This window comes from Streptomyces sp. R35 (assembly GCF_041053035.1).
Classification (GTDB): Bacteria; Actinomycetota; Actinomycetes; order Streptomycetales; family Streptomycetaceae; genus Streptomyces; species Streptomyces lutosisoli.
In genome coordinates this window covers 2,633,239-2,658,400 of the sequence record NZ_CP163440.1, presented here as the reverse complement: position 1 = coordinate 2,658,400, position 25,162 = coordinate 2,633,239, and the positions used below count along the sequence as shown (strand labels likewise).

The 25,162-nt window shown below is 69.5% G+C and carries 24 protein-coding genes; 12 read left to right on the top strand and 12 right to left on the bottom strand.

The genetic code is table 11. The features are described 5' to 3' along the window. Positions 1–25 precede the first annotated feature (25 nt). From AB5J50_RS12395 to AB5J50_RS12380, 4 genes are all read right to left on the bottom strand, one after another. Positions 26–1,726, bottom strand: a complete 1,701-nt coding sequence (locus AB5J50_RS12395; RefSeq protein ID WP_369257512.1) for a rhamnogalacturonan lyase B N-terminal domain-containing protein — start codon at positions 1,724–1,726, stop codon at positions 26–28. Positions 1,727–1,740: 14 nt separating this feature from the next. Beyond that, positions 1,741–2,571, bottom strand: coding sequence for a pectate lyase (locus AB5J50_RS12390; RefSeq protein ID WP_369257510.1), 831 nt, complete (start codon positions 2,569–2,571; stop codon positions 1,741–1,743). Between the two features lie 86 nt (positions 2,572–2,657). Next, positions 2,658–3,542 carry a hypothetical protein gene (locus tag AB5J50_RS12385; protein ID WP_369257508.1) on the bottom strand — a complete coding sequence of 295 codons (885 nt, stop codon included), beginning with the start codon at positions 3,540–3,542 and terminating at the stop codon, positions 2,658–2,660. Further along, positions 3,539–4,105, bottom strand: a complete 567-nt coding sequence (locus AB5J50_RS12380; protein WP_369257506.1) for a SigE family RNA polymerase sigma factor — start codon at positions 4,103–4,105, stop codon at positions 3,539–3,541. The genes AB5J50_RS12385 and AB5J50_RS12380 overlap by 4 nt, the downstream gene beginning before the upstream one ends. Positions 4,106–4,363: 258 nt before the next feature. Here AB5J50_RS12380 and AB5J50_RS12375 point away from each other — a divergent pair, with 258 nt between their 5' ends. Next, positions 4,364–5,815: an NCS2 family permease gene (locus AB5J50_RS12375; RefSeq protein ID WP_369257504.1), complete on the top strand. Its 1,452-nt coding sequence runs from the start codon at positions 4,364–4,366 to the stop codon at positions 5,813–5,815. A gap of 95 nt (positions 5,816–5,910) precedes the next feature. On the opposite strand, the gene AB5J50_RS12370 is transcribed toward AB5J50_RS12375, so the two are convergent. Both AB5J50_RS12370 and AB5J50_RS12365 read right to left on the bottom strand, forming a co-directional pair. Then, the gene (locus AB5J50_RS12370) at positions 5,911–7,362 is read right to left on the bottom strand and encodes a peptidoglycan D,D-transpeptidase FtsI family protein (protein ID WP_369257502.1); all 1,452 of its coding nucleotides are present in this window, start codon (positions 7,360–7,362) and stop codon (positions 5,911–5,913) included. 104 nt (positions 7,363–7,466) lie between these two features. Continuing rightward, entirely contained in the window at positions 7,467–8,240 is a 774-nt protein-coding gene (locus AB5J50_RS12365) for an IclR family transcriptional regulator (RefSeq protein WP_028803360.1), read from the bottom strand. A 144-nt stretch (positions 8,241–8,384) separates the two neighbouring features. Here AB5J50_RS12365 and AB5J50_RS12360 point away from each other — a divergent pair, with 144 nt between their 5' ends. Both AB5J50_RS12360 and AB5J50_RS12355 read left to right on the top strand, forming a co-directional pair. Then, the gene (locus tag AB5J50_RS12360; protein WP_369257500.1) at positions 8,385–9,914 is read left to right on the top strand and encodes an aldehyde dehydrogenase (NADP(+)); all 1,530 of its coding nucleotides are present in this window, start codon (positions 8,385–8,387) and stop codon (positions 9,912–9,914) included. Between the two features lie 50 nt (positions 9,915–9,964). Then, complete coding sequence (locus AB5J50_RS12355) at positions 9,965–10,573, top strand: DUF1349 domain-containing protein (RefSeq protein WP_327427763.1); 609 nt, start codon at positions 9,965–9,967, stop codon at positions 10,571–10,573. Between the two features lie 265 nt (positions 10,574–10,838). Here AB5J50_RS12355 and AB5J50_RS12350 read toward each other — a convergent pair whose 3' ends face one another. After that, positions 10,839–12,218: an MFS transporter gene (locus tag AB5J50_RS12350; protein ID WP_369257498.1), complete on the bottom strand. Its 1,380-nt coding sequence runs from the start codon at positions 12,216–12,218 to the stop codon at positions 10,839–10,841. Between the two features lie 70 nt (positions 12,219–12,288). On the opposite strand from AB5J50_RS12350, the gene AB5J50_RS12345 reads away from it, so the two are divergent. The 6 genes from AB5J50_RS12345 to AB5J50_RS12320 all read left to right on the top strand — a co-directional run bounded on the left by AB5J50_RS12345 (position 12,289) and on the right by AB5J50_RS12320 (position 17,577). Continuing rightward, a complete protein-coding gene (locus tag AB5J50_RS12345; RefSeq protein WP_369257496.1) occupies positions 12,289–13,290 on the top strand; it encodes a GlxA family transcriptional regulator in 1,002 nt (333 codons plus the stop codon). Continuing rightward, the gene (locus AB5J50_RS12340) at positions 13,287–13,811 is read left to right on the top strand and encodes an N-acetyltransferase family protein (protein WP_369257494.1); all 525 of its coding nucleotides are present in this window, start codon (positions 13,287–13,289) and stop codon (positions 13,809–13,811) included. The genes AB5J50_RS12345 and AB5J50_RS12340 overlap by 4 nt, the downstream gene beginning before the upstream one ends. A gap of 87 nt (positions 13,812–13,898) precedes the next feature. Next, the gene (locus tag AB5J50_RS12335) at positions 13,899–14,618 is read left to right on the top strand and encodes a DsbA family oxidoreductase (RefSeq protein ID WP_369257492.1); all 720 of its coding nucleotides are present in this window, start codon (positions 13,899–13,901) and stop codon (positions 14,616–14,618) included. A gap of 79 nt (positions 14,619–14,697) precedes the next feature. After that, complete coding sequence (locus AB5J50_RS12330; RefSeq protein WP_369257490.1) at positions 14,698–15,783, top strand: aminotransferase class V-fold PLP-dependent enzyme; 1,086 nt, start codon at positions 14,698–14,700, stop codon at positions 15,781–15,783. A gap of 65 nt (positions 15,784–15,848) precedes the next feature. Further along, positions 15,849–16,445: an RNA polymerase sigma factor gene (locus AB5J50_RS12325; RefSeq protein WP_369257488.1), complete on the top strand. Its 597-nt coding sequence runs from the start codon at positions 15,849–15,851 to the stop codon at positions 16,443–16,445. Positions 16,446–16,548: 103 nt separating this feature from the next. Then, complete coding sequence (locus AB5J50_RS12320; protein ID WP_369257486.1) at positions 16,549–17,577, top strand: maleylpyruvate isomerase family mycothiol-dependent enzyme; 1,029 nt, start codon at positions 16,549–16,551, stop codon at positions 17,575–17,577. A 68-nt stretch (positions 17,578–17,645) separates the two neighbouring features. On the opposite strand, the gene thpD is transcribed toward AB5J50_RS12320, so the two are convergent. The 5 genes from thpD to AB5J50_RS12295 form a co-directional block, all read right to left on the bottom strand. Beyond that, positions 17,646–18,533 carry an ectoine hydroxylase gene (thpD, locus tag AB5J50_RS12315; RefSeq protein ID WP_369257484.1) on the bottom strand — a complete coding sequence of 296 codons (888 nt, stop codon included), beginning with the start codon at positions 18,531–18,533 and terminating at the stop codon, positions 17,646–17,648. A 7-nt stretch (positions 18,534–18,540) separates the two neighbouring features. Beyond that, on the bottom strand, positions 18,541–18,945 hold the full coding sequence (locus tag AB5J50_RS12310; RefSeq protein ID WP_369257482.1) for an ectoine synthase: 405 nt from the start codon (positions 18,943–18,945) through the stop codon (positions 18,541–18,543). A 38-nt stretch (positions 18,946–18,983) separates the two neighbouring features. Further along, positions 18,984–20,255, bottom strand: coding sequence for a diaminobutyrate--2-oxoglutarate transaminase (gene ectB, locus AB5J50_RS12305; protein WP_327427756.1), 1,272 nt, complete (start codon positions 20,253–20,255; stop codon positions 18,984–18,986). A gap of 53 nt (positions 20,256–20,308) precedes the next feature. Then, on the bottom strand, positions 20,309–20,854 hold the full coding sequence (gene ectA / locus AB5J50_RS12300; RefSeq protein WP_369257480.1) for a diaminobutyrate acetyltransferase: 546 nt from the start codon (positions 20,852–20,854) through the stop codon (positions 20,309–20,311). A 503-nt stretch (positions 20,855–21,357) separates the two neighbouring features. After that, positions 21,358–22,458, bottom strand: a complete 1,101-nt coding sequence (locus AB5J50_RS12295; protein ID WP_369265375.1) for an alanine--glyoxylate aminotransferase family protein — start codon at positions 22,456–22,458, stop codon at positions 21,358–21,360. A gap of 207 nt (positions 22,459–22,665) precedes the next feature. Between AB5J50_RS12295 and AB5J50_RS12290 the strand changes: the two genes are divergently transcribed. The 3 genes from AB5J50_RS12290 to AB5J50_RS12280 are packed head-to-tail and all read left to right on the top strand — an operon-like array spanning position 22,666 to position 25,144. Further along, the gene (locus tag AB5J50_RS12290; RefSeq protein WP_369257478.1) at positions 22,666–23,523 is read left to right on the top strand and encodes a transporter substrate-binding domain-containing protein; all 858 of its coding nucleotides are present in this window, start codon (positions 22,666–22,668) and stop codon (positions 23,521–23,523) included. Continuing rightward, a complete protein-coding gene (locus AB5J50_RS12285; RefSeq protein ID WP_369257476.1) occupies positions 23,520–24,353 on the top strand; it encodes an amino acid ABC transporter permease in 834 nt (277 codons plus the stop codon). Before AB5J50_RS12290 ends, AB5J50_RS12285 begins: the two co-directional genes overlap by 4 nt. Beyond that, positions 24,350–25,144 (top strand): amino acid ABC transporter ATP-binding protein, encoded by a 795-nt coding sequence (locus AB5J50_RS12280; RefSeq protein WP_369257474.1) that lies wholly within the window; start codon positions 24,350–24,352, stop codon positions 25,142–25,144. Before AB5J50_RS12285 ends, AB5J50_RS12280 begins: the two co-directional genes overlap by 4 nt. Positions 25,145–25,162: the final 18 nt, after the last annotated feature.

Sequence of the window (25,162 nt, the reverse complement as noted above, 5' to 3'; positions counted from 1 at the left end):
CGTTCCTCTGCTGACCGAGGGGGGCTCAGGTCAGCAGGTCTATGGAGTCGAACGACGTGCCCGGGCTGAGGTAGACCGTGCCGGACGAGCCGCTGACGATGTTGAGCTTGAGGACGTTGTACTGGCTCACGTCCGTCTTCCACGCACTGGAAGGGACGTTAAAAGTGAACGTGTGGTTGTTTCCCCGGTACGAACCCGTGGTGAGGGAGCGTGTGGAGGGCTGTGTGGGCGCCGAGGGGATGGCCGACACCCAGTCGTTGACCGTCACCCGCGGACGCCCGTTGAGGAACGCGTCCGTCACGCCGACGCGCAGGGTGTGCGCGGCGGCGGCCTGGGCGGCGGTCAGCTTGAAGTAGACGAGCACGCCGTCGTTGACGTCCTTCCAGAGGTACGCCGGGAAGGAGGCGGTCGCACCGCTGTCGCCGATGGTGACGTTGCCGGTCCACTTCGCCGCGCGGGCGTCGGAGGGATGCGCGTACGTCATCAGCTTGGCGTTCTTGAACTCGCCGGGCGTGCCGTCCCAGTCACCGAGCCGCCAGAGTGTCTTGGCGGCGGACGGGTCACCGGTGATCGTCAGGCTGTGCAGCGAGGTCGTCGCGCCGGCCGTCACCTTCACCTCGCTCGTCTGCACGGCGAGCTCGCCCTTGTAGACGGTCAGCGTGTACGTCCCCGGCAGCATCCCCGGGCAGGAGAAGGCGCCCGAGGAGGCCGAGGCCTTCGCCCAGTACTGGGCGGCGGAGTTGGCGAAGCCGACCGTGTAGGCGTACTTCGCGTCCATGCCCTTGAGCCCGACGCCCGCCACCTTGCCGCGCCCCGCCCTGCCCACCCAGCCGGTGATGCCGAGCCTGTCCACCCAGGAGGTGTCGAGGTTCGCGTGGAAGAGGGCGGACGAGGGGGCGCCTCCGTCCGTGAAGTTCAGCACGAACGGGCCCTGGAGCCCGAAGCGCTCGGCCTCCGTCTGCGCCTCGTTGTAGTGCAGGATCTCGTACAGCCCCGCGCCCTTGTCGTTCGAGTGGCGCAGCAGGGAGCGGTAGAAGGGGCCGCCGGACGCCTTCTCGTGGTTGGAGCGCACCAGCCACAGCGCGGCCGAACCGGTGCTGAAGCCGATGTAGTCGTAGTCGATCGTGCGCTTGCCCGAGTAGTGCTTGGAGTGCGTGGTGCCGTCCGCGCGCTTCCAGACGTCACCGGCCTCGATGATCGAGTCGGAGGCCTCGATCCAGGAGTCCGAACCTTCGTTGGGGAAGGCCCCGGGCTTGAGGCGGACGATGTAGCGGGTCGCCGTGAAGGAGGCGTCCGCCTTGTTCGTCCACAGATAGACGCTGTTCTGGCCGCTGCGGGCCGCGTACCACTGGGTGATCGCGCCGTGCACCACCTTCACCAGGATCGTCGACCCGGACTGCTTGACGGTGACGGTGGAGGCGCCGAGCCCCGACTCGACGTGCGAGTGCTTGCCGCCGTAACCCTCGTACTCCTTGCCCTTGTAGGCGAGCGAGGTGATGTCGCCGGTGGACTTGGAGACCTTGAAGACGAGGGAGGCGCCGGTGTCGACGACGTAGTTCGACCCGTCGTCCGTGTAGCCGAAGGTGGCGGCGGACGCGGACGAGAGGAGACCGGCGCCTCCCGCGACGGCTGCGCCGGTGGCGGCGACGCCGATCACGGAGGCCCCGAGCACTCGTCTGCGCGTGAGGTGCTTCTTGTGCGTGCTCAAGGGAACGTGCTCCGTCATACTTGAAGGTTCACTCAGTTGTACGTGATGTCAGATGACGAGAAGTTGCAGGTGGTTCCGTCCGCACCGGTGCCGAGTTCGGTCGGCTCCTTGCCGGTGTTGTTGCCCTGGAAGCGCACGCACGTCTTGATCTTCTTCTTGCTGTCGCCGTGGATGCGGATGTTGCGCAGCGAGGCGGTGTCGCCGTAGTTGGCGTTGACACCGACGATCGCCTTGAGCGGCGCCGTCACATCCACGTCGTTGATGATGATCGTGCGCTTGTACTGCGTCTTGCAGTTGCCGCAGGAGCGGACCAGCTTGCCGGAGTTCTCGACCTGGAACTTGCTGACCACCAGCTTGCCCGCGCCGTTGAACTGCAGGACCTTGTCGTCCGCGCCCTTGGCGCCACCGCCGTAGACCTTGTAGACGGCCGATGACGACTTGCCCTTGAAGCTGGCCGCGTCCTCGCCGACGTCCAGCCACCACACGTTCTGCAGGGTGCAGCTGCCCAGGCAGTGCACGCCGTCGGCGGCCGGGGTGCCGATGATCACGTTCTTGAGGGTCGCGCCGTCGGCGAGCTCGAAGATGGGGCCCTGGTCCTCGTCCTGGCTGCTGGTGCCCAGGTCGCCGGAGCCGTAGAACTTCGTCAGCTTGCCGTCGTACGTGCCCGACACCGAGATCGTCTTCGACACGGCCTTGCTGCCCTTGGCGTCCGGCCACGCCGTCGCCGCGCCCGCCGATCCCAGCATCGTGGTCGTGACGATCGCCGCTCCGGTCAGGCCGAGAGCGGCCGCGCCGCCGATGACGGCACGCCGCTTGGTGACCCGGCGGCGGTGGCTGGCGCGCTGTTCAACTCGTGCAGTCATGAAGCGAGTTCCTTGGGTGGGAGGAGATCGTTACGTCTCCTGGTCGCCACTGCCGAGGAAAGGGTTGCCGCCGCTCGGGAAATTTTTTACGAGTCTCCGCCGGACGCCGTCTCGCCGCTGTCCTGGGCCGCGAAACCGCCCTTCACAGCGGACTGTTTGCCGTCCGTGTCGGTCGCCGTCATCGAGTAGCTGTCGTCCTTCGCGTCCCGGCCGCCGCGGTCGTGGTCGTACTGGCCGGCGAACACCCACTCGCCTCCCCAGACCGTGTGGTCCGGCTTGAGCACCCAGGTGTAGACGAGGAAGCCGTCCTTCTCGACGACCGTCGTCGTGAAGTCGTCCTCGGGCAGCGAACGCCAGGCGCCGGCGTTGGTGACCCCGCCGGTCTGCCTGATCTTCAACTCGACGGTGAGCGAGGTGAGCTGCTTGCTGTTCTTCAGGGTCACATTGCTCTGCGCCCAGAACTCGTTGCTGTGCGGATCGACCGAACCGTCGGACCAGAGCGGGCCGTCCTCGGTGCCGCCCGTGGCGGGCGGCTGGGCCGTGGCGGAGGTGGAGTTCTCGGGCGTCGGGCTCCCCGAGGGTGACGAACTCGGCTTCCCGGACTGCTCCGACGTACCGGAACGGTGGGTCGGGTCCGGGTCGACCGGCGCCCGGCTCGTCGCGTCCGGCGACGGATCGGGGGTCGGCGAGACCGCGACGGTCTGCTGCGCCGGGGTGTCGTCCTTCACCGCCGAGGCGACCGCGTAGCCGCCCACCGCGAGGACGCTCGCGACCGCGGCCGTGGCGCCCACGACGCGGGCCCAGCCGAGCAGCGGCGGACGCGCCGCGCGCCGCGAGGGCCGGCGCTCGTCGGCGCCCGCCATCCCACGCTCCACCCGGGCCAGGATGCGCGCGCGGTCGGGCTCGTACGCCTCGGCCGCCTCACGCAGCCCGGCGCGCAGCTCGTCGTGCACGTCCTGCGCCTTCCTCATCGGTCCCTTCCTCCGGCTCCGCCCGTGGGCAGCACTCCCGCGTGCACCCGCATCGGGGCCTCTTCGGTGCCGAGGAGCCGCTTGAGTTCGGCCATGCCCTTCGACGTCTGCGACTTAACCGTACCCACGGAAACACCGAGGGCGAGAGCCGTGTCCTTCTCCGAGAGGTCGAAAGCATGCCGCAGCACGACGCACGCGCGCTTGCGGAACGGTAGTCTGCGCAGCGCTTCCTGGACATCGACCTTGCCCGGTATGTCGGGGTTCTCGGTCTTGTCCTCGCGCTGCGACCAGAACAGCGTGATCCGTCGGCGCTCACGAACGGCGCTGCGGATGCGGGTGCGGGCCAGGTTCGCGACGACACCACGCGCGTACGCCACCGGATGGTCCGCCGCGCGCACCCGGTCCCAGCGATTCCACAGGGCGAGCAGCGCGTCGGCCGCCAGATCGTCGGCGGCGTCCGGCTCACCCGTCAACAGATGGGCCAGGCGGGCCAGTTCGGCATAGTGCCGATCGAAGAAGGCGTGGAACTCCACGGAGGCTGCGTCGTCGACGACAGTGCCCACGGGCGACCTCTCCTCGCTGCGGCAATTCGGCACCGGTGCAGGTGCGTACGTATACGGCCCCGTGTGTCACCTGTGAAGAAATGGTGTTCCCGTGGGGCGAGATGCGAGAGCGTACCAGCCGGTCGTACAGGGCTTCGAACGACGTATGGCAGGCCGAACCCGATTCCGTAACACGGAGAAAACCTGAAACCGGTTCAACGAGGGAACAATCCAGCCAGCATCCGCACACCCAGCACGCAGGTAACGAGGAGCATCGCCATGTCCGAAACCAAGAAGGCGGCCGACCGGCCAACTGCCGCGCCTCCAGCGGCGAACAGCGTCGACGGGTTCTTCAAGATCTCCGCTCGGGGCTCCACCTTCGGCCGTGAGATACGCGGCGGCTTCGCCACGTTCTTCACCATGGCCTACATCCTTGTCCTGAATCCCATCATCCTGGGCAGCGCCAAGGACAAGTTCGGGCACCACCTCGACGCCGTCCAACTGACCACCGCCACCGCCCTGGTGGCCGCGGTCATGACGATCATCATGGGCGTCGGCGGCAACCTCCCGCTCGCGCTCGCCGCGGGCCTCGGCCTCAACGCGGTCGTCGCCTTCCAGATCGCCCCGCTGATGAGCTGGGACGACGCGATGGGCCTGATCGTCCTGGAGGGCCTGCTCATCTGCGTGTTGGTGGTGACGGGCCTGCGCGAAGCCGTCATGCACGCGATACCGCAGCCGCTGAAGCAGGCGATCAGCGTCGGCATCGGCCTGTTCATCGCCTTCATCGGCTTCGTCGACGCCGGGTTCGTCACCCGTATCCCGGACATCGCGCAGACCACCGTGCCGGTTCAGCTGGGCGGCACCGGCACGCTGGGCGGGTGGCCGGTTCTCGTCTTCTGTCTCGGTGTGCTGCTGACCATCGGACTGCTCGCCCGCAAGGTCAAGGGCGCGATCCTCATCAGCATCGTGACCATGACCGTCGTCGCGATCATCATCAACTCCGCCGCCGACATCAAGAGCTGGGGCCTGACCACGCCCAAGATCCCCGACGACGTCGTGGCCTCACCGGACTTCGGACTGCTCGGTCACTTCAGCCTGTTCGGCGCGTTCGGCGAGACCAGCGCCATCACCGTCGTCCTGCTGGTCTTCACCCTCATCCTGTCCGACTTCTTCGACACCATGGGCACGGTCGTCGGCATCAGCGCCGAGGCGGGCCTGCTCGACGAGGAGGGCAAGGTGCCCAACCTCGGCCGGGTGCTGCTGATCGACGGTGCGGCGGCGGTCGCGGGCGGCGCGGCGTCGGCGTCGTCCTCGACGTCGTACATCGAGTCGGCGGCGGGGGTCGGCGAGGGGGCGCGCACCGGGTTCTCGAACCTGGTCACCGGTGGGCTCTTCGCCCTCGCGCTCTTCCTGACCCCGCTGCTCACGATCGTTCCGCTGCAGGCCGCGGCGCCCGCGCTCGTGGCGGTCGGGTTCCTGATGATGACCCAGGTCAAGCACATCGACTGGGACAAGTACGAGATCGCCATCCCCGCGTTCCTGACGATCGCCGTGATGCCGTTCACGTACTCGATCACCAACGGCATCGGGGCGGGGTTCCTGGCCTACGTGGTGATCAAGTCCGTGCTGGGGAAGGCGAAGGAGGTCCACTGGCTGCTGTGGGCGGCTTCGGCGCTGTTCCTGGTGTACTTCGCGATCGACCCGATTGAGCAGTTGTTCAACGTGAAGTAGGTGGCTTCCGCAGACGGGTGGTCGGCTGCGGGTTGAACGTGGCTGGTCGCGCCGTTCCCCGCGCCCCTAAAGAAGGGGCGCGGGGCAGTGGAGCCTCAGTTTTTCAGTGCTGCCTGCATCATCGCCTTGGCGACCGGCGCCGCCAGCCCGTTGCCGCTGACCTCGGACCTCGCCGCATCCGACTGCTCGACCAGCACAGCGACAGCGACCTCCTTGCCGTTGGAGTCGGACTTCGCGTACGACGTGAACCAGGCGTACGGCGTCTTGCTGTTGTTCTCGCCGTGCTGGGCCGTGCCGGTCTTGCCGCCCACCGTCGCGCCGGAGATCTGCGCGTTCGTTCCTGTGCCGTCCGTGATGACCGTCTGCATCGCGGACTGGAGCTGCTGGGCGGTGGAGGAGCTGACGATCTCCTTGGTCTCCGTGCTGTCGTCGTAGTTCTTCAGCACATTGCCGTCGGCGTCACTGGTCTGCGACACCATGTGCGGCGAGACCAGCTTGCCGTCGTTGGCTATGGCAGCCGACACCATGGCCATCTGGAGCGGGGTGGCGGTCACATCGAACTGGCCGATGCCCGTCAGCGCCGTGGACGACTTGTTCATGTTCGACGGGTACACGCTGGTGTACGCCCGGACCGGCACATCCTGAGTCGTGTCGTTGAAGCCGAACTTCTCGGCCATCGCCTTGACCTTGTCCTGGCCCAGGTCGACGGCCATCTTCCCGAAGACGTTGTTGCAGGAGTACTGCAGCGCGACGCGGATCGAGGCGTTCTTGCAGGGCGCCGACGAGCTCTCGTTCTTCAGGGGAGTGGTCGTGCCCGGCAGGGTGTACGGGTTCGGGCTGTCCGTCTTCGCGTCCACATCCGAGTACAGCCCGTCCTCCAGCGCGGCCGCCGCGACGACCAGCTTGAACGTCGAGCCCGGCGGCAGTGGCTGCCGCAGCGCGCGGTTCACCAGCGGCTTGTCGGAGTCCTTCTTCAGCTTCTTCCAGACGCCGCTGTTGCCCGCGCTGATCGTCGTCGGGTCGTACGACGGTGTCGAGACGACCGCGAGGATCTTGCCCGTCTTCGGGTCGATCGCGACGGCCGCGCCCTTCTTGTCGCCCAGCGCGTTGTACGCCGCCTTCTGGACATCCGGGTCGATCGTCGTGATGACGTCACCTGGGTCGGCGCGCTTGTTGGTGAGCGTGTCGAGCGGGTTCTTCAGCTGGGTGGCGGTCCCGTCGAGCAGGTCCTGGTAGATGCCCTCCAGCTGGGTCGCCCCGTACACCTGTGAGCTGTAACCGGTGACCGCCGCGTACAGACTGCCGTCCGTGTACGTGCGCTTGTACTTGAGGTCGCTGCCCTTCGTCTGCGCGGAACCGGTGATCGCGTCTCCGGCCACGATGATGTTCCCGAGCGGGTTCGCGTAGAGCGCGATCGCGTTCCGCCGGTTCTTCTTGTCCTCCGCGAGCGCCTTGCCGTCGTAGAACTGCACCCATGTCGCCCTGACCAGCAGGGAGAGCACGAGCAGCAGAGAGAAGACGGCGGCACGCCTGATCGTCTTGTTCATCCCGCTCAAGAGGACGAGCGACGGCGGGCGGATCGTTCCCTTCCGCCCGGATTTCTCATGCGTCGTTCATGAAGCCGGTGGTCAGCCGGGGGCCGGCCGCGCCGTCACAGCCTGCGCGTCGCCAGTGTCAGGCGGTCGCGGGCGTCGAACAGGGCGTCCTTGACCATCTGCTCGTGCGCGGGGGTGAGACGGGCCACCGGGACCGAGCAGCTGATCGCGTCGCGGGCCGGAGTGCGGTACGGGATCGCCACGCCGAAGCAGCGCAGCCCCAGCGTGTTCTCCTCGCGGTCCACCGCGAAGCCCTGCTCGCGGACCTGGTGCAGCTCCTCGATGAGCTTCTCGCGGTCGGTGATCGTGTGCTCGGTGAGCGCCGGGAGCGTCTCGGGAAGCATCTTGCGGACCTGCTCGTCGGTGTGGGTGGCGAGCAGCGCCTTGCCGAGGGACGTCGAGTGCGCGGGAAGACGCCGGCCGACCCGGGTGAAGGGGCGCAGATAGTGCTGCGACTGGCGGGTGGCCAGGTAGACGACGTTCGTGCCGTCCAGGCGTGCCAGGTGGATGGTCTCCGTCGTGTCGTCCGACAGCCGGTCCAGCGTGGGGCGGGCCGCGGCGACCACCTCGTCGCCGTCGATGTACGACGTACCGACCAGCAGCGCCCGTACGCCGATGCCGTACCGCGTGCCCGTCGCGTCCGTCTCGACCCAGCCGAGCTCCACGAGCGTACGCAGCAGCATGTAGAGGCTGGATTTCGGATAGCCGACGGCCTCCTGGACCGCGGCCAGGGAGTGCATACCGGGCCGGCCGGCGAAGTACTCGAGCAATTCCACGGTCCGCACCGCGGACTTGACCTGCGCTCCGCCGCCTGTCTCGCCTGCCGACATCGCCCTTGACCCCCTCGTTGGACGGGAAATAGTCTCCGCATCATATTCACCATCAGAGACAGCGTTCAGTATATCGAACGCCCTTGGTGGATGACATAAGAACTGCGGTGAAGAACTGCGGCAACACATCTGGAGGGATCCGCGGTGGCAGCAGCACCAGTCTGGAGTGTCGACCCCCGAACCGGGAAGCAGCGTGAACAGGTTGCGGTGGAGGCCACAGCCCAGGAGGTGGACGAGGCAGTGCGCGCCGCGCACGCCGCGCGCCCCGCGCTCGCCGACCGCACCGTGCGCGCCGCGTTCCTGCGCACCGCCGCCGACCTGCTCGAAGGCGCCAAGGACCAGCTCGTCGAGGCCGCGGACGCGGAGAGCGCGCTCGGCCCGGTCCGGCTCACCGGGGAACTCGCCCGCACCTGTTACCAATTGCGGGCCTTCGCGGACATCGTCGACGAGGGCGCCTTCCTCGACGTCGTGATCAACCACCCCGACGACACCGCGACCCCGCCGATCCCGGACCTGCGCCGCTACAAGGTGCCGCTGGGCGTCGTCGCCGTCTACTCGGCCTCGAACTTCCCCTTCGCCTTCTCGGTCGCCGGCGGTGACACCGCGAGCGCGCTGGCCGCCGGGTGCCCGGTCGTCGTCAAGGCCCACCCCGACCACCCGGGACTGTCGGAGCTGGTCGCGGCCGTACTGCGCAGGGCCGCCGCCCGGCACGACATCCCCGACGGCGTCCTCGGCCTGGTCCACGGCTTCGAGGCGGGCGTCGAACTCGTCAAGCACCCGCTGGTCTCCGCCGCCGGGTTCACCGGTTCGGTCCGCGGCGGCCGTGCCCTCTTCGACGCGGCGGCCGCCCGTCCCGTGCCGATCCCGTTCCACGGCGAGCTCGGCTCGCTCAACCCCGTCGTGATCACCGAGGCCGCCGCCGCCGAGCGTGCCGAGGCGATCGGCGCCGGGCTCGCGGGCTCGATGACGCTGGGTGTCGGCCAGTTCTGCGTGAAGCCGGGCCTGGTGCTGGCGCCGGCGGGCGCGGCGGGCGACCGCCTGGTCAAGTCGCTGACGGACGCCGTCAGCGACACCGACGCCGGTGTCCTGCTCGACCACCGCATGCGGGACAACTTCATCGCCGGTGTCGCCGAGCGCGCCGAACTCCCCGACGTGGAGTCCCCGGTGACCCCGGGCGCGGGCGGCGAGCACACGGTGAGCCCCGGCTTCCTGACCGTGCCTGCGCAGAAGCTCACGACCGAGGGCGAGCACGACCTGCTCCTGGAGGAGTGCTTCGGGCCGCTCACGGTGGTCGCGCGCTACGAGGACGAGTCCGAGGCCAGCGCGGTGCTCTCCCGCCTGCCCGGCAACCTCACCGCGACCGTGCAGCTCTCCACGGAGGAGGCCGCCGGCGAGGGCCGCGGCGCCGAGATCCTCGCCGAGCTCACCCCGCTCGCCGGGCGTGTGCTGGTCAACGGCTGGCCGACCGGTGTCGCGGTGGCCCCGGCCCAGCACCACGGGGGTCCGTACCCGGCGACGACCTCGACCTCGACCTCCGTCGGCGGTACGGCGATCGAGCGGTGGCTGCGGCCCGTCGCCTACCAGAACGCGCCGGAGGCGCTGCTGCCGGCGGAGCTGCGTGACGACAACCCGCTCGGGCTGCCCCGGCGTTACGACGGGCGTCTGGAACGGTAGAGCCGTTGGAGCTGTGGTTGTTCGCGGGACGGACCTGAGAGACTCACGCAATGGACGTCGAACTTCCCCAACTGCCCTTTTCCCTTCGCACGTATGGGCCCGACGGGCACTGGTCCTACGAGGACGGGGTGCTCGCCGGGTGGGCAGGTCCTCGGCAGGACCGGTTCGTGCCGCCCACCGGGGAGGGGCTCGATCCCGCGTCCGACGCGCCCCGGCTGCTCGGGGCGCCCGAAGGGGACTTCCAGCTGATCGCCCGGGTCACGGTCGGCTTCGCGGGCTCCTTCGACGCGGGGGTTCTCTACGTCCACGTGGGCGAGCGGGCCTGGGCGAAGCTGTGCCTGGAGTACTCCCCGGATGTGCCCACCGTCTGCACGGTGGTCACCCGGGGGCACTCCGACGACGCCAACTCCTTCACTGTGGACGGCAGTTCCGTCTGGCTCCGGGTGAGCCGGACGGGGCGTGCGTTCGCATTCCATGCCTCGCGTGACGGTGAGCGCTGGACCTTCGTACGGCTCTTCACGCTTGGCGACGAGAAGGAGACCGGCGCGGCCCTCGTCGGCTTCATGACTCAGTCGCCGATGGGGGAGGGGTGCGTGGTGACGTACGACGGGATCGAATTCCGCCCTCACTGGCCACGGGACCTGAGAGACGGCAGTTGATCGCCCCCGCCGCCCCTACCCGTCCCATCCCCAGGGGCTCCGCCCCTTCGACCCCGTCGGTTGTTCGTCGGGTGCGGGTGGGTGGGGGCTGGTCGCGCAGTTCCCCGCGCCCCTAAAAGCAAAGGCGCGGGGCTGCGCCCGCGATCCCACGCCCGCCCCCACCGCTTTTAGGGGCGCGGGGAACTGCGCAATCTTTTGGGGGTCTGGGGGCGCAGCCCCCAGGAACGGGATGGGACGGGTAGGGGCGGCGGGGGCGAGGAACCCTTTAGTGGGCCCGTCGCAGGGTGAGCGTCGCCGCTGTCGTTGCGGTCAGCAATCCCGCGCTCAGGGCCAGACTCACCCGCATGCCCGACTCGAATCCCCCGGAGACCAGGGAGCCGAACGTCGCGATGGCGAGGCCGCCGGCGACCTGACGGGCCGAGTTGAGGACGCCCGCTGCCAGCCCCGCCCGGGCCGAGGGCACGGCCTCCAGCATCGCGGCCGTCAGCGGCGGGATGGTGAGGGCGCAGCCCAGGGCCAGCGGGACGAGGAGGGCGGCCACGAGGCCGGACGGGGTCGAGGAGTCGACGTACAGGAGGAGCAGGAGCCCCACCGTGGCCAGGGACTGGCCCAGCAGCATCGGCAACCGCGCTCCGTAACGCCCGGCCAACTTGCCCGCCGCGATGTTCGTGACCGCGATCAGCCCGGTCATCGGCAGGAACATCAGACCCGCGTACAGCGCGGAACGGCCTTGGACCTGCTGGAAGAAGAGCGAGAACAGGAACACCACTCCGTAGAAGGCCACGCTGACCGTGGCACCCGCGGCGACGGTCACGCTCACGTTCCGGCTGCGGAACAGGCCGAGCGGGACCACGGGGTGTGTCCGGCGTGACTCGACCCGGAGGAAGACGAGCGCCGCGACGGCCGCAACTCCCAGCGCCACCAGCCCTGTCCCATCGCCCTCGATGACCGCGAACGTCAGCGCCGTGAGCGCCACGATCGCCGTCAGCTGGCCGGGCAGATCCAGCGGCGCGGGCCGCCGGGGGGAGCGCGGCGCCCGGGTCAGCAGGGCGAGCGTCACCATCCCCAGCGGCAGGTTGATGAAGAAGATCCCCCGCCAGTCCCACACCGTGGTCAGCGCTCCGCCCGCCACCGGACCCAGCGCCACCGCGACCGAGCCGCCCGCCGCCCAAAGAGCCACCGCCCGCGCCCGCTGCGCGGCATCCGCGTACGCCTGTCGCACGAGGGCGAGCGAGGCGGGCAGGACCACGGCGGCCGCCGCCCCCTGCACGACGCGCGCGCCGATCAGCACCGGCAGATTCGGCGCCAGTCCGCAGGCCGCCGACGCCAGCGTGAACACCGTGATCCCGATCCCGTACGCCCGGCTCGCCCCCGCCCGGTCCGAGAAGGCCCCGGTGGACAGCATCAGCGCCGCGAAGGCCAGCGTGTACGCGTCCACCACCCACTGGAGCCCCGACATTCCGCCCCCGAGCGCCGCACCGATCGAGGGGAGCGCCACGTTCACCACGGACGCGTCGAGGGTGATCAGCGCGAAGCCGAGGAGGGCGGCGGTGAGGGTGAGGGCGGGGGAGGTGTTCAATCCGCCTGAAGGAGAAGGAAGTTGTGTGTCGGCGGCGGGTGCTTCGGTGGTCGGGTTCGTTGGCATGACCCCATGCTGTGCGTCTCCGTCGGCGTACAGTAGTGGCCCGAATGCCACACCTCCGGAGGTTCTGGCCATGCTCGCCGCGCAGGGGACCGCGCCCCATCGCATCGCCGTGATCGCCCCTTCCCCCGTCTCGATGTTCAACCTCGCCATCCCGGAACTCCTCTTCGCGAAGGTCGAGGTCGACGGCGGCCCGGGCTACGAGTTGGTCGTCTGCACCCCGGAGCCCGGCCCGATCACCACCACCGGCGGGCTCGACCTGCACGTCGGGCGCGGCCTCGACGCCGTGCGCGACGCGGACACCGTGCTCGTCGCGGGCACCGGACAGCGGTACGCGCCCGATCCGGCCACTGTGACCGCCGTCCGCGAGGCCGCCGCCGCGGGCAAGCGGATCGCCTCCATCTGCAGCGGTGCCTTCGTCCTCGCCGAGGCCGGACTGCTCGACGGCCGCAGCGCCACGACGTACTGGGAACTGGCGGACGAGCTGAGCAAGCGCTACCCGGCGCTCGACCTCAAGGGCGACGTCCTGTACGTGCAGGACGGCCAGATCATGACCTCATCCGGGTACGCCGCCGGGATCGACCTCTGCCTGCACATCATCCGCACCGACTACGGCGCCGCGGTCGCCAACCAGGTGGCCCGGCTCGCCCTCGTCGCCCCCGTGCGGCCGGGCGGCCAGACCCAGTTCACCCAGACCCCGCTGCCGCCCGAGCGCGGCGAGGCCTGTGCCGACACCCGCGGCTGGGCGATGCGCAACCTCGACAAGCCGCTCACGCTCACCGACCTCGCCCGGCACGCGGGCGTCAGCGTGCGCACGCTCACCCGTCGCTTCCACGCCGAGAGCGGGGTCAGCCCCCTCCAGTGGCTCCTCCACCAGCGCATCGAGCGGGCCAAGGAACTCCTGGAGACGACCACCCTCCCCATGGACCAGGTGGCCCGCGCCTGCGGACTGGGTACGGCCGACTCGCTGCGCGGCCATCTCGTACGTCGCACCGGGCTGACCCCGAGCGCCTACCGCACGCAGTTCAGCCGCCTGGGAACCGTCCCGAAGCCCGTCACGTCCTCCGTTGCATGATCAATGACCGTGTGAGTCGTGTGAGTCGTGTAAGCCATGTGAACCGTGTGATCAGGACCGCGGTCCCCGCCGAGGCCGCGGCCGTCGCCGATCTGCACGCCCGGGCCCGGGCGACGTACTACCCGGACGGAATCCCGCAGGACGGCACGGACTGGCTCGCGGGCTGGCGGAGTGCCATCGAGCGACCGGACGGACAGGTGCTGTGCGCCGTCGACGAGGGCCGGATCACGGGCATCGCCTCCTTCCGCACCGCGGAGGGCGCCCCCGCCGACACGGTGAAGCTCTTCCAGTTCCATGTCGGCCCGGACCGCTGGCGGGCCGGGATCGGTACGGAACTGCACGCGGCCTGCGTCGAGCAGTGGAAGGCCGACGGGAAGCGCACCGCCACCCTCGACGTGCACGTCGACAATCGGCGCGCCCAGGCCTTCTACGCCCGCCTGGGCTGGGTCCCCGACCCGGAGAACCCGCCCGCCGAGGGTGATCACCACCTGTACCTCCGGTTCTCCGTGACCGGGGAATGAAGCCCGCCGCTTGAACGTTCACATACCGATGACCCCCGGAGGGCGTCCGCACTGACCCGTACCCGTACGACCTGGAGAGCCGAAGACATGCGCGTCGAGATCTGGAGCGACATCGCCTGCCCCTGGTGCTACGTGGGCAAGGCCCGCTTCGAGAAGGCGCTCGACGCCTTCCCGCACCGCGACGACGTCGAGGTCGTACACCGTTCCTTCGAGCTCGACCCCGGTCGTGCCAAGGGCGACATCCAGCCCGTGATCAAGATGCTGACCAAGAAGTACGGCATGAGCGAGGCGCAGGCGCAGGCCGGCGAGGAGAACCTGGGCGCGCAGGCCGCCGCCGAGGGCTTGTCGTACCGCACCCGGGACCGTGACCACGGCAACACCTTCGACATGCACCGTCTGCTGCACTTCGCCAAGGAGCAGGGCAGGCAGGACGAGCTGATCGGCCTGCTCTACAAGGCGAACTTCGCCGAGGAGCGGACCGTCTTCGCCGACGACGAGCGGCTCGTGGAGCTGGCCGTGGCCGCCGGGCTCGACGCCGACGCGGCCCGCGGGGTCCTGGCCGACCCGAAGGCGTACGCCGACGACGTGCGCGCCGACGAGCGCGAGGCCGCCGAGCTGGGTGCGAACGGTGTCCCGTTCTTCGTCCTCGACCGCAAGTACGGCGTCTCCGGCGCCCAGCCCGCCGAGGTCTTCGCACAGGCGCTGACCCAGGCGTGGGGCGAGCGCCCGCCGCTGAAGCTGATCCAGGACGCTTCCGCCGACGCGGAGGCCTGCGGCCCGGACGGATGCGCCGTACCGCAGCACTGACATCGGCGGTGAAGCGGTGAAAGCGCAGGTCGGGGCGTACGTATAAGCGTTCCTTAGCGGAACCACGCAAAATTCCGCAATGGACGAGGAGTTCATGGGGCCGCAGAGTGGTCCCATGGAGACCTTCGAGACCCTCGTACGTGCCGAGTTCGCCCCGAAGAACACCTACCTGAACACCGCGAGCACTGGGCTCCTGCCGGCCCGCGCGGTGGCCGCCATGCGTACCGCCGTCGAGTCCGTCGCCGCCGGGCAGCCGGCCGACATGTTCGCGGACGTCGAGGCCGCGCGGGCGTCGTTCGCGCGACTGGTAGGGGTTCCCGGACGCCGGGTGGCGGCCGGGGCCTCGGTCGCCGTGTACAGCGGGCTGATCGCCGCCTCGCTGCCGCAGGGCGCCGAAGTCCTCACCGCCGAGGCGGACTTCAGCTCCGTCGTGACCCCCTTCCACGTTCGCGGCGACCTCAAGGTCCGCGCCGTACCGCTGGAGCGGATCGCCGAGTCCGTGCGCCCCGGCACGGCGCTCGTCGCGGTCAGTGCCGCGCAGTCCGCGGACGGGCGGGTCGCCGATCTGGACGGGATCCGTGAAGCCGCGCGGGCGCACGGGGCCCGTACATACATCGACGCCTCCCAGGCGGCCGGCTGGCTCCCCCTGGAGGCGGACGCGTACGACTATGTCTCCTCCGTCGCCTTCAAGTGGCTCGTCTGCCCGCGGGGCGTGGCCTTCCTGGTCGTTCCGGAGGACTTCGGCGGGCTCACCCCGGTGTTCGCGGGCTGGGTCGCGGGGGAGGCGCCCTGGGACAGCTGCTACGGCCCGGTCGAGGAACTCGCCCACTCCGCACGGCGGTTCGACGAGAGCCCCAGCCTCTTCTCGTACGCGGGCGCCCGGCAATCCCTGGCCCTCATCGAGGAGTTGGGCGTGGCGAACGTACACGCCCACGACCTCGCCCTCGCCGACCGCTTCCGCGAGGGTCTGCGGGCACTGGGCCACGAACCGCTCCCCGCCCCCGGCTCTCCGATCGTCTCCGTACCCGAACTCGGCCATGTCCAGCCCGACTTGAGTCGCGCCGGAGTCGAAATGTCCGACCGTGCGGGCAACTTGAGGGCCGCCTTCCACCTGTACAACACGCCCACGGATGTCGACCGGCTGCTGGACGCCCTGTCCGGCTGAGAACCGGACACCGGCCCTGGCCCTCTGGCGCGGGGTGCGGCGGGGCGCTAGGAAGGCACCACGAGGTGGTGGTGCCGGTGGATCCGACGCGCACGGACGCCGAACTGCATCGGCGGCTGGTGTACGGGGACGAGACCGCGCTCGCCGAGGTGTACGCCGTGTACGGCGGGCTGGTCCGGCGGGTCGCCGTACGGGTCACCCGCAGCCCGGCCGCCGCCGAGGACGTGGCGCAGGAGGTCTTCGCGCAGCTGTGGAGCAGGCCGTACGCCTTCGACGCGCGCCGTGGCTCGCTGCGCACCTGGCTGTCCATGCTCGCCCACCGGCGGGCCGTGGACTGGGTGCGCAGCGAGGCCCGGCACCGCAAGGACGCCCGCGCGGACGACTCCGCGCTGCACGCCATCGCCGACACCGGGCCCGGCCCCGACGAGACGGTGGTCGACCGCGAACGCTCCCTCCTGCTGCACACCGCCCTCGCCGAACTCCCTCAGCCCCAGCGCGAAGTGGTCCACCTCGCCTACTTCGCCGGCCGCACCTACCGCCAGGCCGCGGTGGAGCTGGGCATCCCGGAGGGCACCGCGAAGACCCGCCTCCGCTCCGCCCTGCGCAAACTCGCCGAATCCCTGGCCGACCCACCGGATCCGGCGCTGGAGAGGGGCGCGTGATGGCGCCGCGGGTGGCCCCGGCCGGGCCGGGCGTGCGTATGGTGGCCACAGCGGGGCGAGGTGCGGCCACCATGCCGGCCATGGCCCGGAAGGGCGGCACGTGATGAGCACCGACCACGACGACGTACGGGACCTGCTGGCGGCCTGGGCATGCGGCGCGCTGACCCCCGCCGACGAGCGGACGGTCCACGCGCACCTGGCGGAATGCGAGTCCTGCGCGGCCGAGGCGGAACGGCTGCGGGAGACGGTACGACTCCTGGACGGCGCCCCCCGGCAGCCCCTGGGCAACAGCGCCGCGGGCAGCCCCGACGGCGTCCTCGCCCTCGCCATGCGCGCCCGTCCGGCCGCCCCGCGGGTGGCCGCGCACGCCGCTCCCTACGCCGCCGCCGTCGCCGGACTCCAGGCCCTGCTAGGGGAGTTGGACGGGCCCGGGCCCTGGGGCACGCCGGTCGTACACGACTGGGACGTGCACGCCACCGTCGCGCATCTCATCGCGGCGGACGAGCCACTGGCGCGCAGGCTGGGCCTGACAGCCCGTGTGCCGGAGTCCCGGATCGCGGAGGGGACGGGATGGGAGGACGCCTGGACCGAGCGGACCGCCGACGTGATCGCGTACGTGCAGGGGCGGACGCCCGAGGAGACCGTCGCCGTATGGACCGCGCAGGCCGGCGCGCTGCTGGCCACACCGGAGGCGAAGGATCCCGAACGGGCCGCGCACGCCACCACGTTGATGGGCGTACGGCTGCCGGTCGCCGACCACTTCGTCGTGCGGGCCTTCGAGGCGTGGATCCACACCGACGACATCGGACGCGCCCTCGGCTTCGCCGTGCCCCCGCCCCCGGACCCCCACCTGCGGCAACTCGTCCGCCTCGCCGTCCGCATCCTCGGCCTGGCCCTGGGCCCCACGGCACCACCGGTCCTCTTCACGGTGACCGGATCAGAGCCCGGCACCCAGTGGATCCTCGGTTCCGAGGACGAGCCCGTACAGGCCGAACTCGTCCTGGATCCGGTCGACTTCTGCCTACTGGTGGGCGGGCGGTACGCACCCGACGAGGTGCCCCGGGGTGCCGTGGGCGACGCCGCCGCGATCAGCGACGTACTGGAGCGGGCCGCGTCACTGGCATGGCTGTAGGCCCGGCACGCCGATGCTGTGTCTGATTGCGGCTTCGCCGCGGGTCGGCTCCGCCGACGGCAACAGAATCACCGCACCGGCGTGAAGTCCCTCGCCCCGATGAACTCGGGCCTGCGCACCGGCGCCGCGAACGGCTCCACCGCCGCGTTCTCCACGCTGTTGAACACGATGAAGACATTGCTGCGCGGGAACGGGGTGATGTTGTCGCCCGAGCCATGCAGGCAATTGCAGTCGAACCAGGTCGCGGAACCGGCCCTGCCCGTGAAGAGCTTGATGCCGTGCCGGGTGGCGAAACGGGTGAGCGCCTCGTCGGAGGGCGTGCCCGCGTCCTGCATCTGCAGCGACTTCTTGTAGTTGTCCTGCGGTGTGGCGCCCGCACACCCGAGGAACGTCTTGTGCGACCCCGGCATGATCATGAGGCCGCCGTTGGTGGCGTAGTTCTCGGTCAGCGCGATCGAGACGGACACCGTTCGCATGTTCGGCAGACCGTCCTCGGCGTGCCAGGTCTCGAAGTCCGAGTGCCAGTAGAAGCCGCCGGCCCCGAATCCCGGCTTGACGTTGATCCGCGACTGGTGGACGTACACGTCCGAGCCGAGAATCTGCCGGGCCCGCCCGACCAGGCGCTCGTCACGGACGAGACGGGCGAAGACCTCGCTGATCCGGTGCACCTCGAAGACGGACCGGATCTCCCGCGACTTCGGCTCGACGATGGACCGCTCGTCGGAGCGGATCGCCGGGTCGCCGAGGAGCCGCTCCAACTCCTGCCGGTACACGGCGACTTCGTCCTCGGTGATGAGCTCCTCGACGGGGAGGAAGCCATCACGCTCGTATGCCTGGAGCTCGGACACCGCGATCGGTCCCGGCTCGCCCGGCGGGCTCCACACGACCGGGTCCTGGCGGGGCACGGACACCTCGGTGGCGCCGCGGCTGGGGTAGAGATCGGTGACAGTGGTCATGGTGATGTCACACCTCCTCGGGCTCGGTGAGCAGGGGATAGACGCCGTTCTCGTCGTGGTCCTCCCGTCCGGTGACGGGTGGATTGAAGACGCAGACGCAGCGGAAGTCCTCCTTGATCCGCATGGTGTGCCTCTCGTGCCCGTCGAGGAGGTACATGGTGCCGGGCGTGATCGTGTGCTTCTGCCCGGTCTCGTCGTCGGTGAGCTCGGCCTCGCCCTCGACGCATACGACGGCCTCGATGTGGTTCGCGTACCACATCGACGTCTCCGTACCCGCGTACAGGATCGTCTCGTGCAAGGAGAATCCGACCTTCTCCTTGGCGAGGACGATGCGCTTGCTCTCCCAGGTGCCTGAGGCCGACCGGACGTGCCGGTCGGTGCCTTCGATGTCCTTGAACGAACGGACTATCACGGTGGTGCGACGCCTCTCTCTCGTGGCTCGGGTGTGTGTCAGGCGGTCTCGCGTACGGCGCGGGCGAGGGTGCGCAGCCCCTCGTCGAGCTCGTCATGGGTGATGGTGAGCGCCGGGAGGAGCTTCACGACCTCGCTCTCCGGCCCGGACGTCTCGATGAGCAGCCCGAGTTCGAAGGCGCGTTGCGCGATACGCCCCGCGCGCTCCTTGTCCGTGAACTCCATGCCCCAGACGAGTCCCCGCCCCCGGTACTCCTTGACGTCGGCGAGGTTCTCCTCGGTGAGGGAGATCAGCGCCTGCTCGATCTGCTCGCCGCGGGCCCGGGTCTGCTTCTCCATGGCGGAGCCGTCGGCCCAGTAGGCCTCCAGGGCGGCGGTGGCCGTGACGAACGCCGGGTTGTTGCCGCGGAAGGTGCCGTTGTGCTCGCCCGGCTCCCAGATGTCCAGCTCGGGCTTGAACAGGCACAGGGACATCGGAAGCCCGTACCCGCTGATGGACTTGGAGACGGTCACGATGTCGGGCACGATCCCCGCCTCCTCGAACGAGAAGAAGGCCCCTGTCCGTCCGCAGCCCATCTGGATGTCGTCGACGATCAGCAGCATGTCGCGCCGCGCGCACAGGTCGGCGAGGGCGCGCAGCCACTCGGGCCGCGCTACGTTGATGCCGCCCTCGCCCTGCACGGTCTCGACGATGACCGCGGCGGGCTGGTTGAGCCCCGACCCCTGGTCCTCCAGGAGCCGCTCGAACCAGAGGAAGTCCGGGACGCGTCCCTCGAAGTAGTTGTCGAACGGCATCGGGGTGCCGTGCACGAGCGGGATCCCGGCACCGGCCCGCTTGAAGGCGTTCCCGGTCACGGCGAGCGACCCGAGCGACATCCCGTGGAAGGCGTTGGTGAAGGACACGATGGCCTCGCGCCCCTTCACCTTCCGCGCCAACTTCAGCGCGGACTCCACGGCGTTGGTGCCGGTCGGGCCCGGGAACATGACCTTGTACGGCAGATCGCGCGGCCGCAGGACGAGGTTCTGGAAGGCCTCCAGGAAGGCGCGCTTGGCGGTCGTCGACATGTCGAGCCCATGGGTGACGCCGTCGCGCTCCAGGTAATCGATGAGGGCCCGTTTGAGTACGGGGTTGTTGTGCCCGTAGTTCAGCGACCCCGCGCCGGCGAAGAAGTCGAGGTACTCGTGCCCGTCCTCGTCGTACATCCGGCTGCCCTGCGCCCGGTCGAAGACGGTCGGCCAGCCACGGCAGTAGCTGCGTACCTCCGATTCCAGGGTCTCGAAGACACTCAGGTCGGGCTGGGTGATGGTCACAGCGAATCGCTCCTCGAAGCGTGTGTGGGGGGAGAGACGGAGATCGTGCGAGGTCAGCGCGAGAGGGGGCCGATGCGGTACAGCACTTCGGGATCGTGCGGTCCGTCGGGGAACTGCCCCGCCTCGAACAGCACTTGGCGCTCGACGCTCGCGCCGTGGCGCCGCGCATAAGACGTGAACAGGCGCTCGGAGGCCGTGTTGCCTGGCGTGATCGTGGTCTCGACTGTGTTCGGGGCGCGCTCGCTCTCCTCGGCGAGCCGCGCGGTCAGCCCGTCGAGCAGCGCCGCGGCGAGACCGCGTCCGCGGTACGCGCCGTCGACGGCCACCTGCCATACGAGCAGCGTGCGCGGGCGCTCGGGCCGGACGTACCCGGTGACGAAACCGACGGGCACCCCCTCGGCGTCGCGCGCCACCGCCGACGTGCCGGCGAAATCACGGCACCAGAGCAGATAGCTGTACGAGGAGTTCAGGTCGAGGGTTCTGGAGTCCTTGGCGATACGCCAGAGCGTGGCCCCGTCGGCCACCTCCGGACGGTCGATCCGAAGGCCCTCCGGCATTTCCAGGAATTCCGCTTGCAGGTTTGCGTGTGCGGCGGTCATGCGGATGGAATTTACCGAGCGAAAGTTCAAATTGCATCGCCGGTCGGGGTTACGCGCGGCGTGCCTATATGTTATCGCGCGCCCGCGCAGGGACGCGCGAGTGGGCGGCGCTATCTCCCTTTTTGTCCGGGAAATAAGGAAGGAAACGGGCGCGCTGTGGAGTGCGTCACAGCCACGTAATGCTCACGAGATCTGCCCGAATTACGTTGGTTGGCGTTCGCGAAATCTTTGCGTTTAGGTACCCGGAAAGCGGGCAGGAGAATATGGGAAGCTGCACTGAACTAATTCGGAGTTTTTTCGCCCCGCCGCCCCAGACCCCGTGGGTTGTGTTTTGGCTGCGGGTGGGTGGGGGTTGCTCGCGCAGTTCCCCGCGCCCCTGACGGCTCGCCCCCGTCTTTTGTCTTTCAGGGGCGCGGGGAACCGCGCAATCTTTTGGGGGTCTGGGGGCGCAGCCCCCAGGGATGGGACGGGTAGGGGCGGAGGGGGCGAAAAGCGCTCGGGCCTCAGCCCCACGCCCCCGCCACGGCCCGCCGCGCCCCCTCCAGATCCACCGACACCCCGAACTCGGCCAGCGCCGCCCCCAGCCCGGCAAGGCTCGCGTGCACGACACCCCGCGTCGCATCGGGTCCGTAGTGGTTCACCCGGATCATCGAGTTCGCGAGCGCACCCCCACCCGCGACCAACGGAAGCCCAGGATCCGCGGCCACCGCCTTCGCGACGAGCGAGGCCGCGTCGATCCCCACCGGCACCCGCAACGTCGTAGCGACAGGCGCCGCATCGGACGCGGCGTACACATACGGCTCCAGCCCGCCGCCCAGCGCGACGGCCCCCGCCCGCGTGGCCGCCGCGGCAGCGGCGTGACGGTCCATCACCGCGTCGAGCCCCTCCCCCTCGATGCGCTCGACACACGCCTCCAGCGCCAGCATCTCCAACTGCGCCGGAGCGTGCAGCAACGCCTTGCGACCGCCGTCGACCCACCGCTCCTTCCAGTCCAGCAGCGACAGGTACGAACGCCGCGGCGCCGCGGGATTGGCGGACATCCGCGCCCATGCCCGCTCGCTCACGGACACCGCCGACACCCCGGCGGGCCCGCCCATCGCCTTCTGCGCCCCGATCACGCACAGGTCGACACCCCACGCGTCCGGCAGCACCGGCTCGGCGCCGATCGACGCGACGGCGTCCAGGTAGAAGAGGGCGCCGTGCTCCCGTACCACCTCACCGATCTCGGCGACCGGATTGGTGTTCCCGGTGGCCGCCTCCGCGTGCACGAGCGACACGAAGTCGATCGACGGGTGCTCGGCGAAGGCCTCGCGGATCTGCGCGGCGGTGACAGCGGTGTGGAAGGGCACCGCCAGGTCGATCACGGTCGCCCCGCAGTCCCGCAGCCAGTCCCCGAAGGTCTGCCCGTACGGACCGGTGATGACGTTGAGCGCGGTCGTGCCGGGCCCGGCCGTCGCGCGAATCGCCCCCTCAAGGGGGAGCAGTGCTTCCCCTTGCATGATCACGACGTCCTGCTCGGTGGAGAGCAGCCGGGCCACGCGGTCCTCGATCGACGCGAAGTGCGCGGCGCTCAGCGGCGCCAGGTCCAGGAAGGGATGGGTCACGGCGGTGCTCTCTTCGCTCACGGGTTCCAAGTACGCGGGCGCGCTCCGGCATGCGGGCGCGCGGAACCGAGCGTATCCGGCGATCCCCAGGGCCCCCTCCTGGATAGGGATCTAAGCCCGGACGGCCCAGTGACCATCGGATTGATTTGAGGAAGTCAAACCTTTCCTTATAATCGGAACCTACAGTTCCCTCACAGGAGGTCCCTAGTGAACCCCGAGCGCACGGTCCCGGGACGCCGGACCCGCATTCTGGCCGCCACCACCGCGACGGCCGGGCTGCTGCTCGTGGCCGGCTGCTCCTCGGACAGCGGAGGGGGCAATGCCACCGCCAGCGGGGTCCCCGTGGTCAAGGCGGGACAGCTCACGACCTGCACCCACCTCCCGTACCCGCCCTTCCAGTCGGAGATCGACGGCAAGGTGCAGGGCTTCGATGTGTCGATGATCGACCTGGTGGCCAAGGACCTCGGCGTGAAGCAGGAGATCGTCGACACGCCCTTCGAGAACTTCAAGACGGGCGCGTTCCTCAACTCCGAGCAGTGCGACCTCGCCGCGGCCGGCATGACGATCACTCCCGAGCGCAAGAAGAACGTCGACTTCTCCGACCCGTACTTCGACGCCACCCAGGCCGTCCTCGTCGACAAGAAGAGCGGCATCACCTCCCTCGCCGATGTGAAGGCGAAGGGCAAGAAGCTCGGTGCCCAGGCGCAGACGACCGGCGAGGACTACGCGAAGAAGCAGGGCTTCGACCCGGTCTCCTTCGAGTCCTCCGACGCGGTTCTGAGCGGCCTGCGCACCGGCCAGGTCCAGGCCGTCATCATCGACTACCCGGTCGTCCAGGGCTGGCTCAAGGACAAGGCCAACGCCGACGCCTTCAAGGTGGTGGACAACCTCAACACCGGTGAGCAGTACGGCTTCACGGTGAAGAAGGGCAACACCAAGCTCCTCGCCGCCATCAACAAGGCGATCAAGGACGCGAAGGCCGACGGCACCTACAAGAAGCTCTACGAGCAGTGGATCGGCCCGTACGACGCGTCCGCGGCCGCCGCCTCCCCGTCCGCCTCATGAGCGGTGCCGACGCACAAGTCCAGCCCCGTAAAACAGGATTGACCCGGCGTCAGAAGCGCACGCTGTCGCGTGGCGCGCAGTACGTCGTCTTCGTCGCCGTCGTGATCGCCTTCGCGGTCACGGCCGACTGGGGGCGTCTGAAGAACCAGTTCGCGCAGTGGGACCTGGTCAAGCAGATGTTCCCGGACGTCATCACGCTGGCGCTGAAGAACACCGTGCTCTACACGATGTCCGGCTTCGTCGTCGGTCTCGTGCTCGGCATGGTCATCGCCCTGATGCGGCTGTCCTCGGTGGGTCCCTACCGCTGGGTCGCCGGGATCTACATCGAGATCTTCCGGGGCCTGCCCGCCCTGCTGATCTTCGTGTTCGTGGGTGTCGCCGTGCCACTCGCCTTCCCCGGCACGGAGATTCCCGGCGGCACGTACGGCAAGGTCGCCATCGCGCTCGGCCTGGTGGGGGCCGCGTACATGGCCGAGACCTTCCGCGCGGGCATCCAGGCCGTGCCCAAGGGGCAGATGGAGGCCGCCCGTTCGCTGGGCTTCTCGTCCGCCCGGGCCATGGTCTCGATCATCGTCCCGCAGGCGTTCCGGATCATCCTCCCGCCGCTCACCAACGAACTCGTGACCCTCTTCAAGGACTCCTCGCTGGTGCTGATCCTCGGCGTCACCCTGGAGGAACGCGAACTGTCCAAGTTCGGCCGCGACCTGGCCAGCACGAGCGCCAACTCCACGCCGATCCTCGTCGCGGGCCTGTGCTATCTGCTGGTGACGGTGCCGCTCGGTTTCGTCGTACGACGTCTCGAAGCGAAGACGGGGGAGGCCACCAAGTGAGCACCGGTACACCGGAGATCCAGGTCCGGGACCTGCACAAGTCCTTCGGCGACAACGAAGTCCTGCGCGGCATCGACCTCGAGGTCGGACAGGGCGAGGTCGTCTGCGTCATCGGCCCGTCCGGCTCCGGCAAGTCCACGCTGCTGCGCTGCGTGAACCTCCTCGAAGAGCCCACCAAGGGCCAGGTCTTCGTCGGCGGTACGGAGGTCACGCACCCCGACGTCGACATCGACGCCGTACGCCGCGGTATCGGCATGGTCTTCCAGCAGTTCAACCTCTTCCCGCACCTGTCGGTGACCGAGAACCTCACGCTGCCGCAGCGCCGGGTGCTCAAGCGGGACAAGGCCGAGGCGGCCCGGACCGCCGCCGAGAACCTCCGCCGCGTGGGCCTGTCCGAGAAGGCGGACGCGTACCCCTCGTCCCTCTCCGGCGGCCAGCAGCAGCGCGTCGCGATCGCCCGCGCGCTCGCCATGGGCCCCGAGGTCATGCTCTTCGACGAGCCGACCTCGGCGCTCGACCCCGAGCTCGTCGGCGACGTACTCGCCGTCATGCGCAGGCTCGCCGACGAGGGCATGACGATGATGGTCGTCACTCACGAGATGACCTTCGCGCGCGAGGTCGCCGACCGGGTCGTCTTCATGGACGGCGGCGTGATCGTCGAGGACGGCACGCCCGCACAGGTCATCGGCAACCCGAGCCACGAGCGCACCCGCCACTTCCTGTCCCGGCTCCTCGACCCGGCGATGGCGGACATGGAGGACACGGAGGAAGAGGCCGAAAAGGGCCCGTAGCGCCTCGCCGTTCGGCAC

What these genes read in the sequence shown, in the direction of transcription:
- AB5J50_RS12395 (WP_369257512.1), bottom strand. Translation starts at nt 1,726, where the DNA reads ATGACGGAGCACGTTCCCTTGAGCACGCACAAGAAGCACCTCACGCGC.
- AB5J50_RS12390 (WP_369257510.1), bottom strand. Translation starts at nt 2,571, where the DNA reads ATGACTGCACGAGTTGAACAGCGCGCCAGCCACCGCCGCCGGGTCACC.
- AB5J50_RS12385 (WP_369257508.1), bottom strand. Translation starts at nt 3,542, where the DNA reads ATGAGGAAGGCGCAGGACGTGCACGACGAGCTGCGCGCCGGGCTGCGT.
- AB5J50_RS12375 (WP_369257504.1), top strand. Translation starts at nt 4,364, where the DNA reads ATGTCCGAAACCAAGAAGGCGGCCGACCGGCCAACTGCCGCGCCTCCA.
- AB5J50_RS12370 (WP_369257502.1), bottom strand. Translation starts at nt 7,362, where the DNA reads ATGAACAAGACGATCAGGCGTGCCGCCGTCTTCTCTCTGCTGCTCGTG.
- AB5J50_RS12365 (WP_028803360.1), bottom strand. Translation starts at nt 8,240, where the DNA reads ATGTCGGCAGGCGAGACAGGCGGCGGAGCGCAGGTCAAGTCCGCGGTG.
- AB5J50_RS12355 (WP_327427763.1), top strand. Translation starts at nt 9,965, where the DNA reads ATGGACGTCGAACTTCCCCAACTGCCCTTTTCCCTTCGCACGTATGGG.
- AB5J50_RS12350 (WP_369257498.1), bottom strand. Translation starts at nt 12,218, where the DNA reads ATGCCAACGAACCCGACCACCGAAGCACCCGCCGCCGACACACAACTT.
- AB5J50_RS12345 (WP_369257496.1), top strand. Translation starts at nt 12,289, where the DNA reads ATGCTCGCCGCGCAGGGGACCGCGCCCCATCGCATCGCCGTGATCGCC.
- AB5J50_RS12340 (WP_369257494.1), top strand. Translation starts at nt 13,287, where the DNA reads ATGATCAATGACCGTGTGAGTCGTGTGAGTCGTGTAAGCCATGTGAAC.
- AB5J50_RS12335 (WP_369257492.1), top strand. Translation starts at nt 13,899, where the DNA reads ATGCGCGTCGAGATCTGGAGCGACATCGCCTGCCCCTGGTGCTACGTG.
- AB5J50_RS12330 (WP_369257490.1), top strand. Translation starts at nt 14,698, where the DNA reads ATGGACGAGGAGTTCATGGGGCCGCAGAGTGGTCCCATGGAGACCTTC.
- AB5J50_RS12320 (WP_369257486.1), top strand. Translation starts at nt 16,549, where the DNA reads ATGAGCACCGACCACGACGACGTACGGGACCTGCTGGCGGCCTGGGCA.
- thpD (WP_369257484.1), bottom strand. Translation starts at nt 18,533, where the DNA reads ATGACCACTGTCACCGATCTCTACCCCAGCCGCGGCGCCACCGAGGTG.
- ectA (WP_369257480.1), bottom strand. Translation starts at nt 20,854, where the DNA reads ATGACCGCCGCACACGCAAACCTGCAAGCGGAATTCCTGGAAATGCCG.
- AB5J50_RS12285 (WP_369257476.1), top strand. Translation starts at nt 23,520, where the DNA reads ATGAGCGGTGCCGACGCACAAGTCCAGCCCCGTAAAACAGGATTGACC.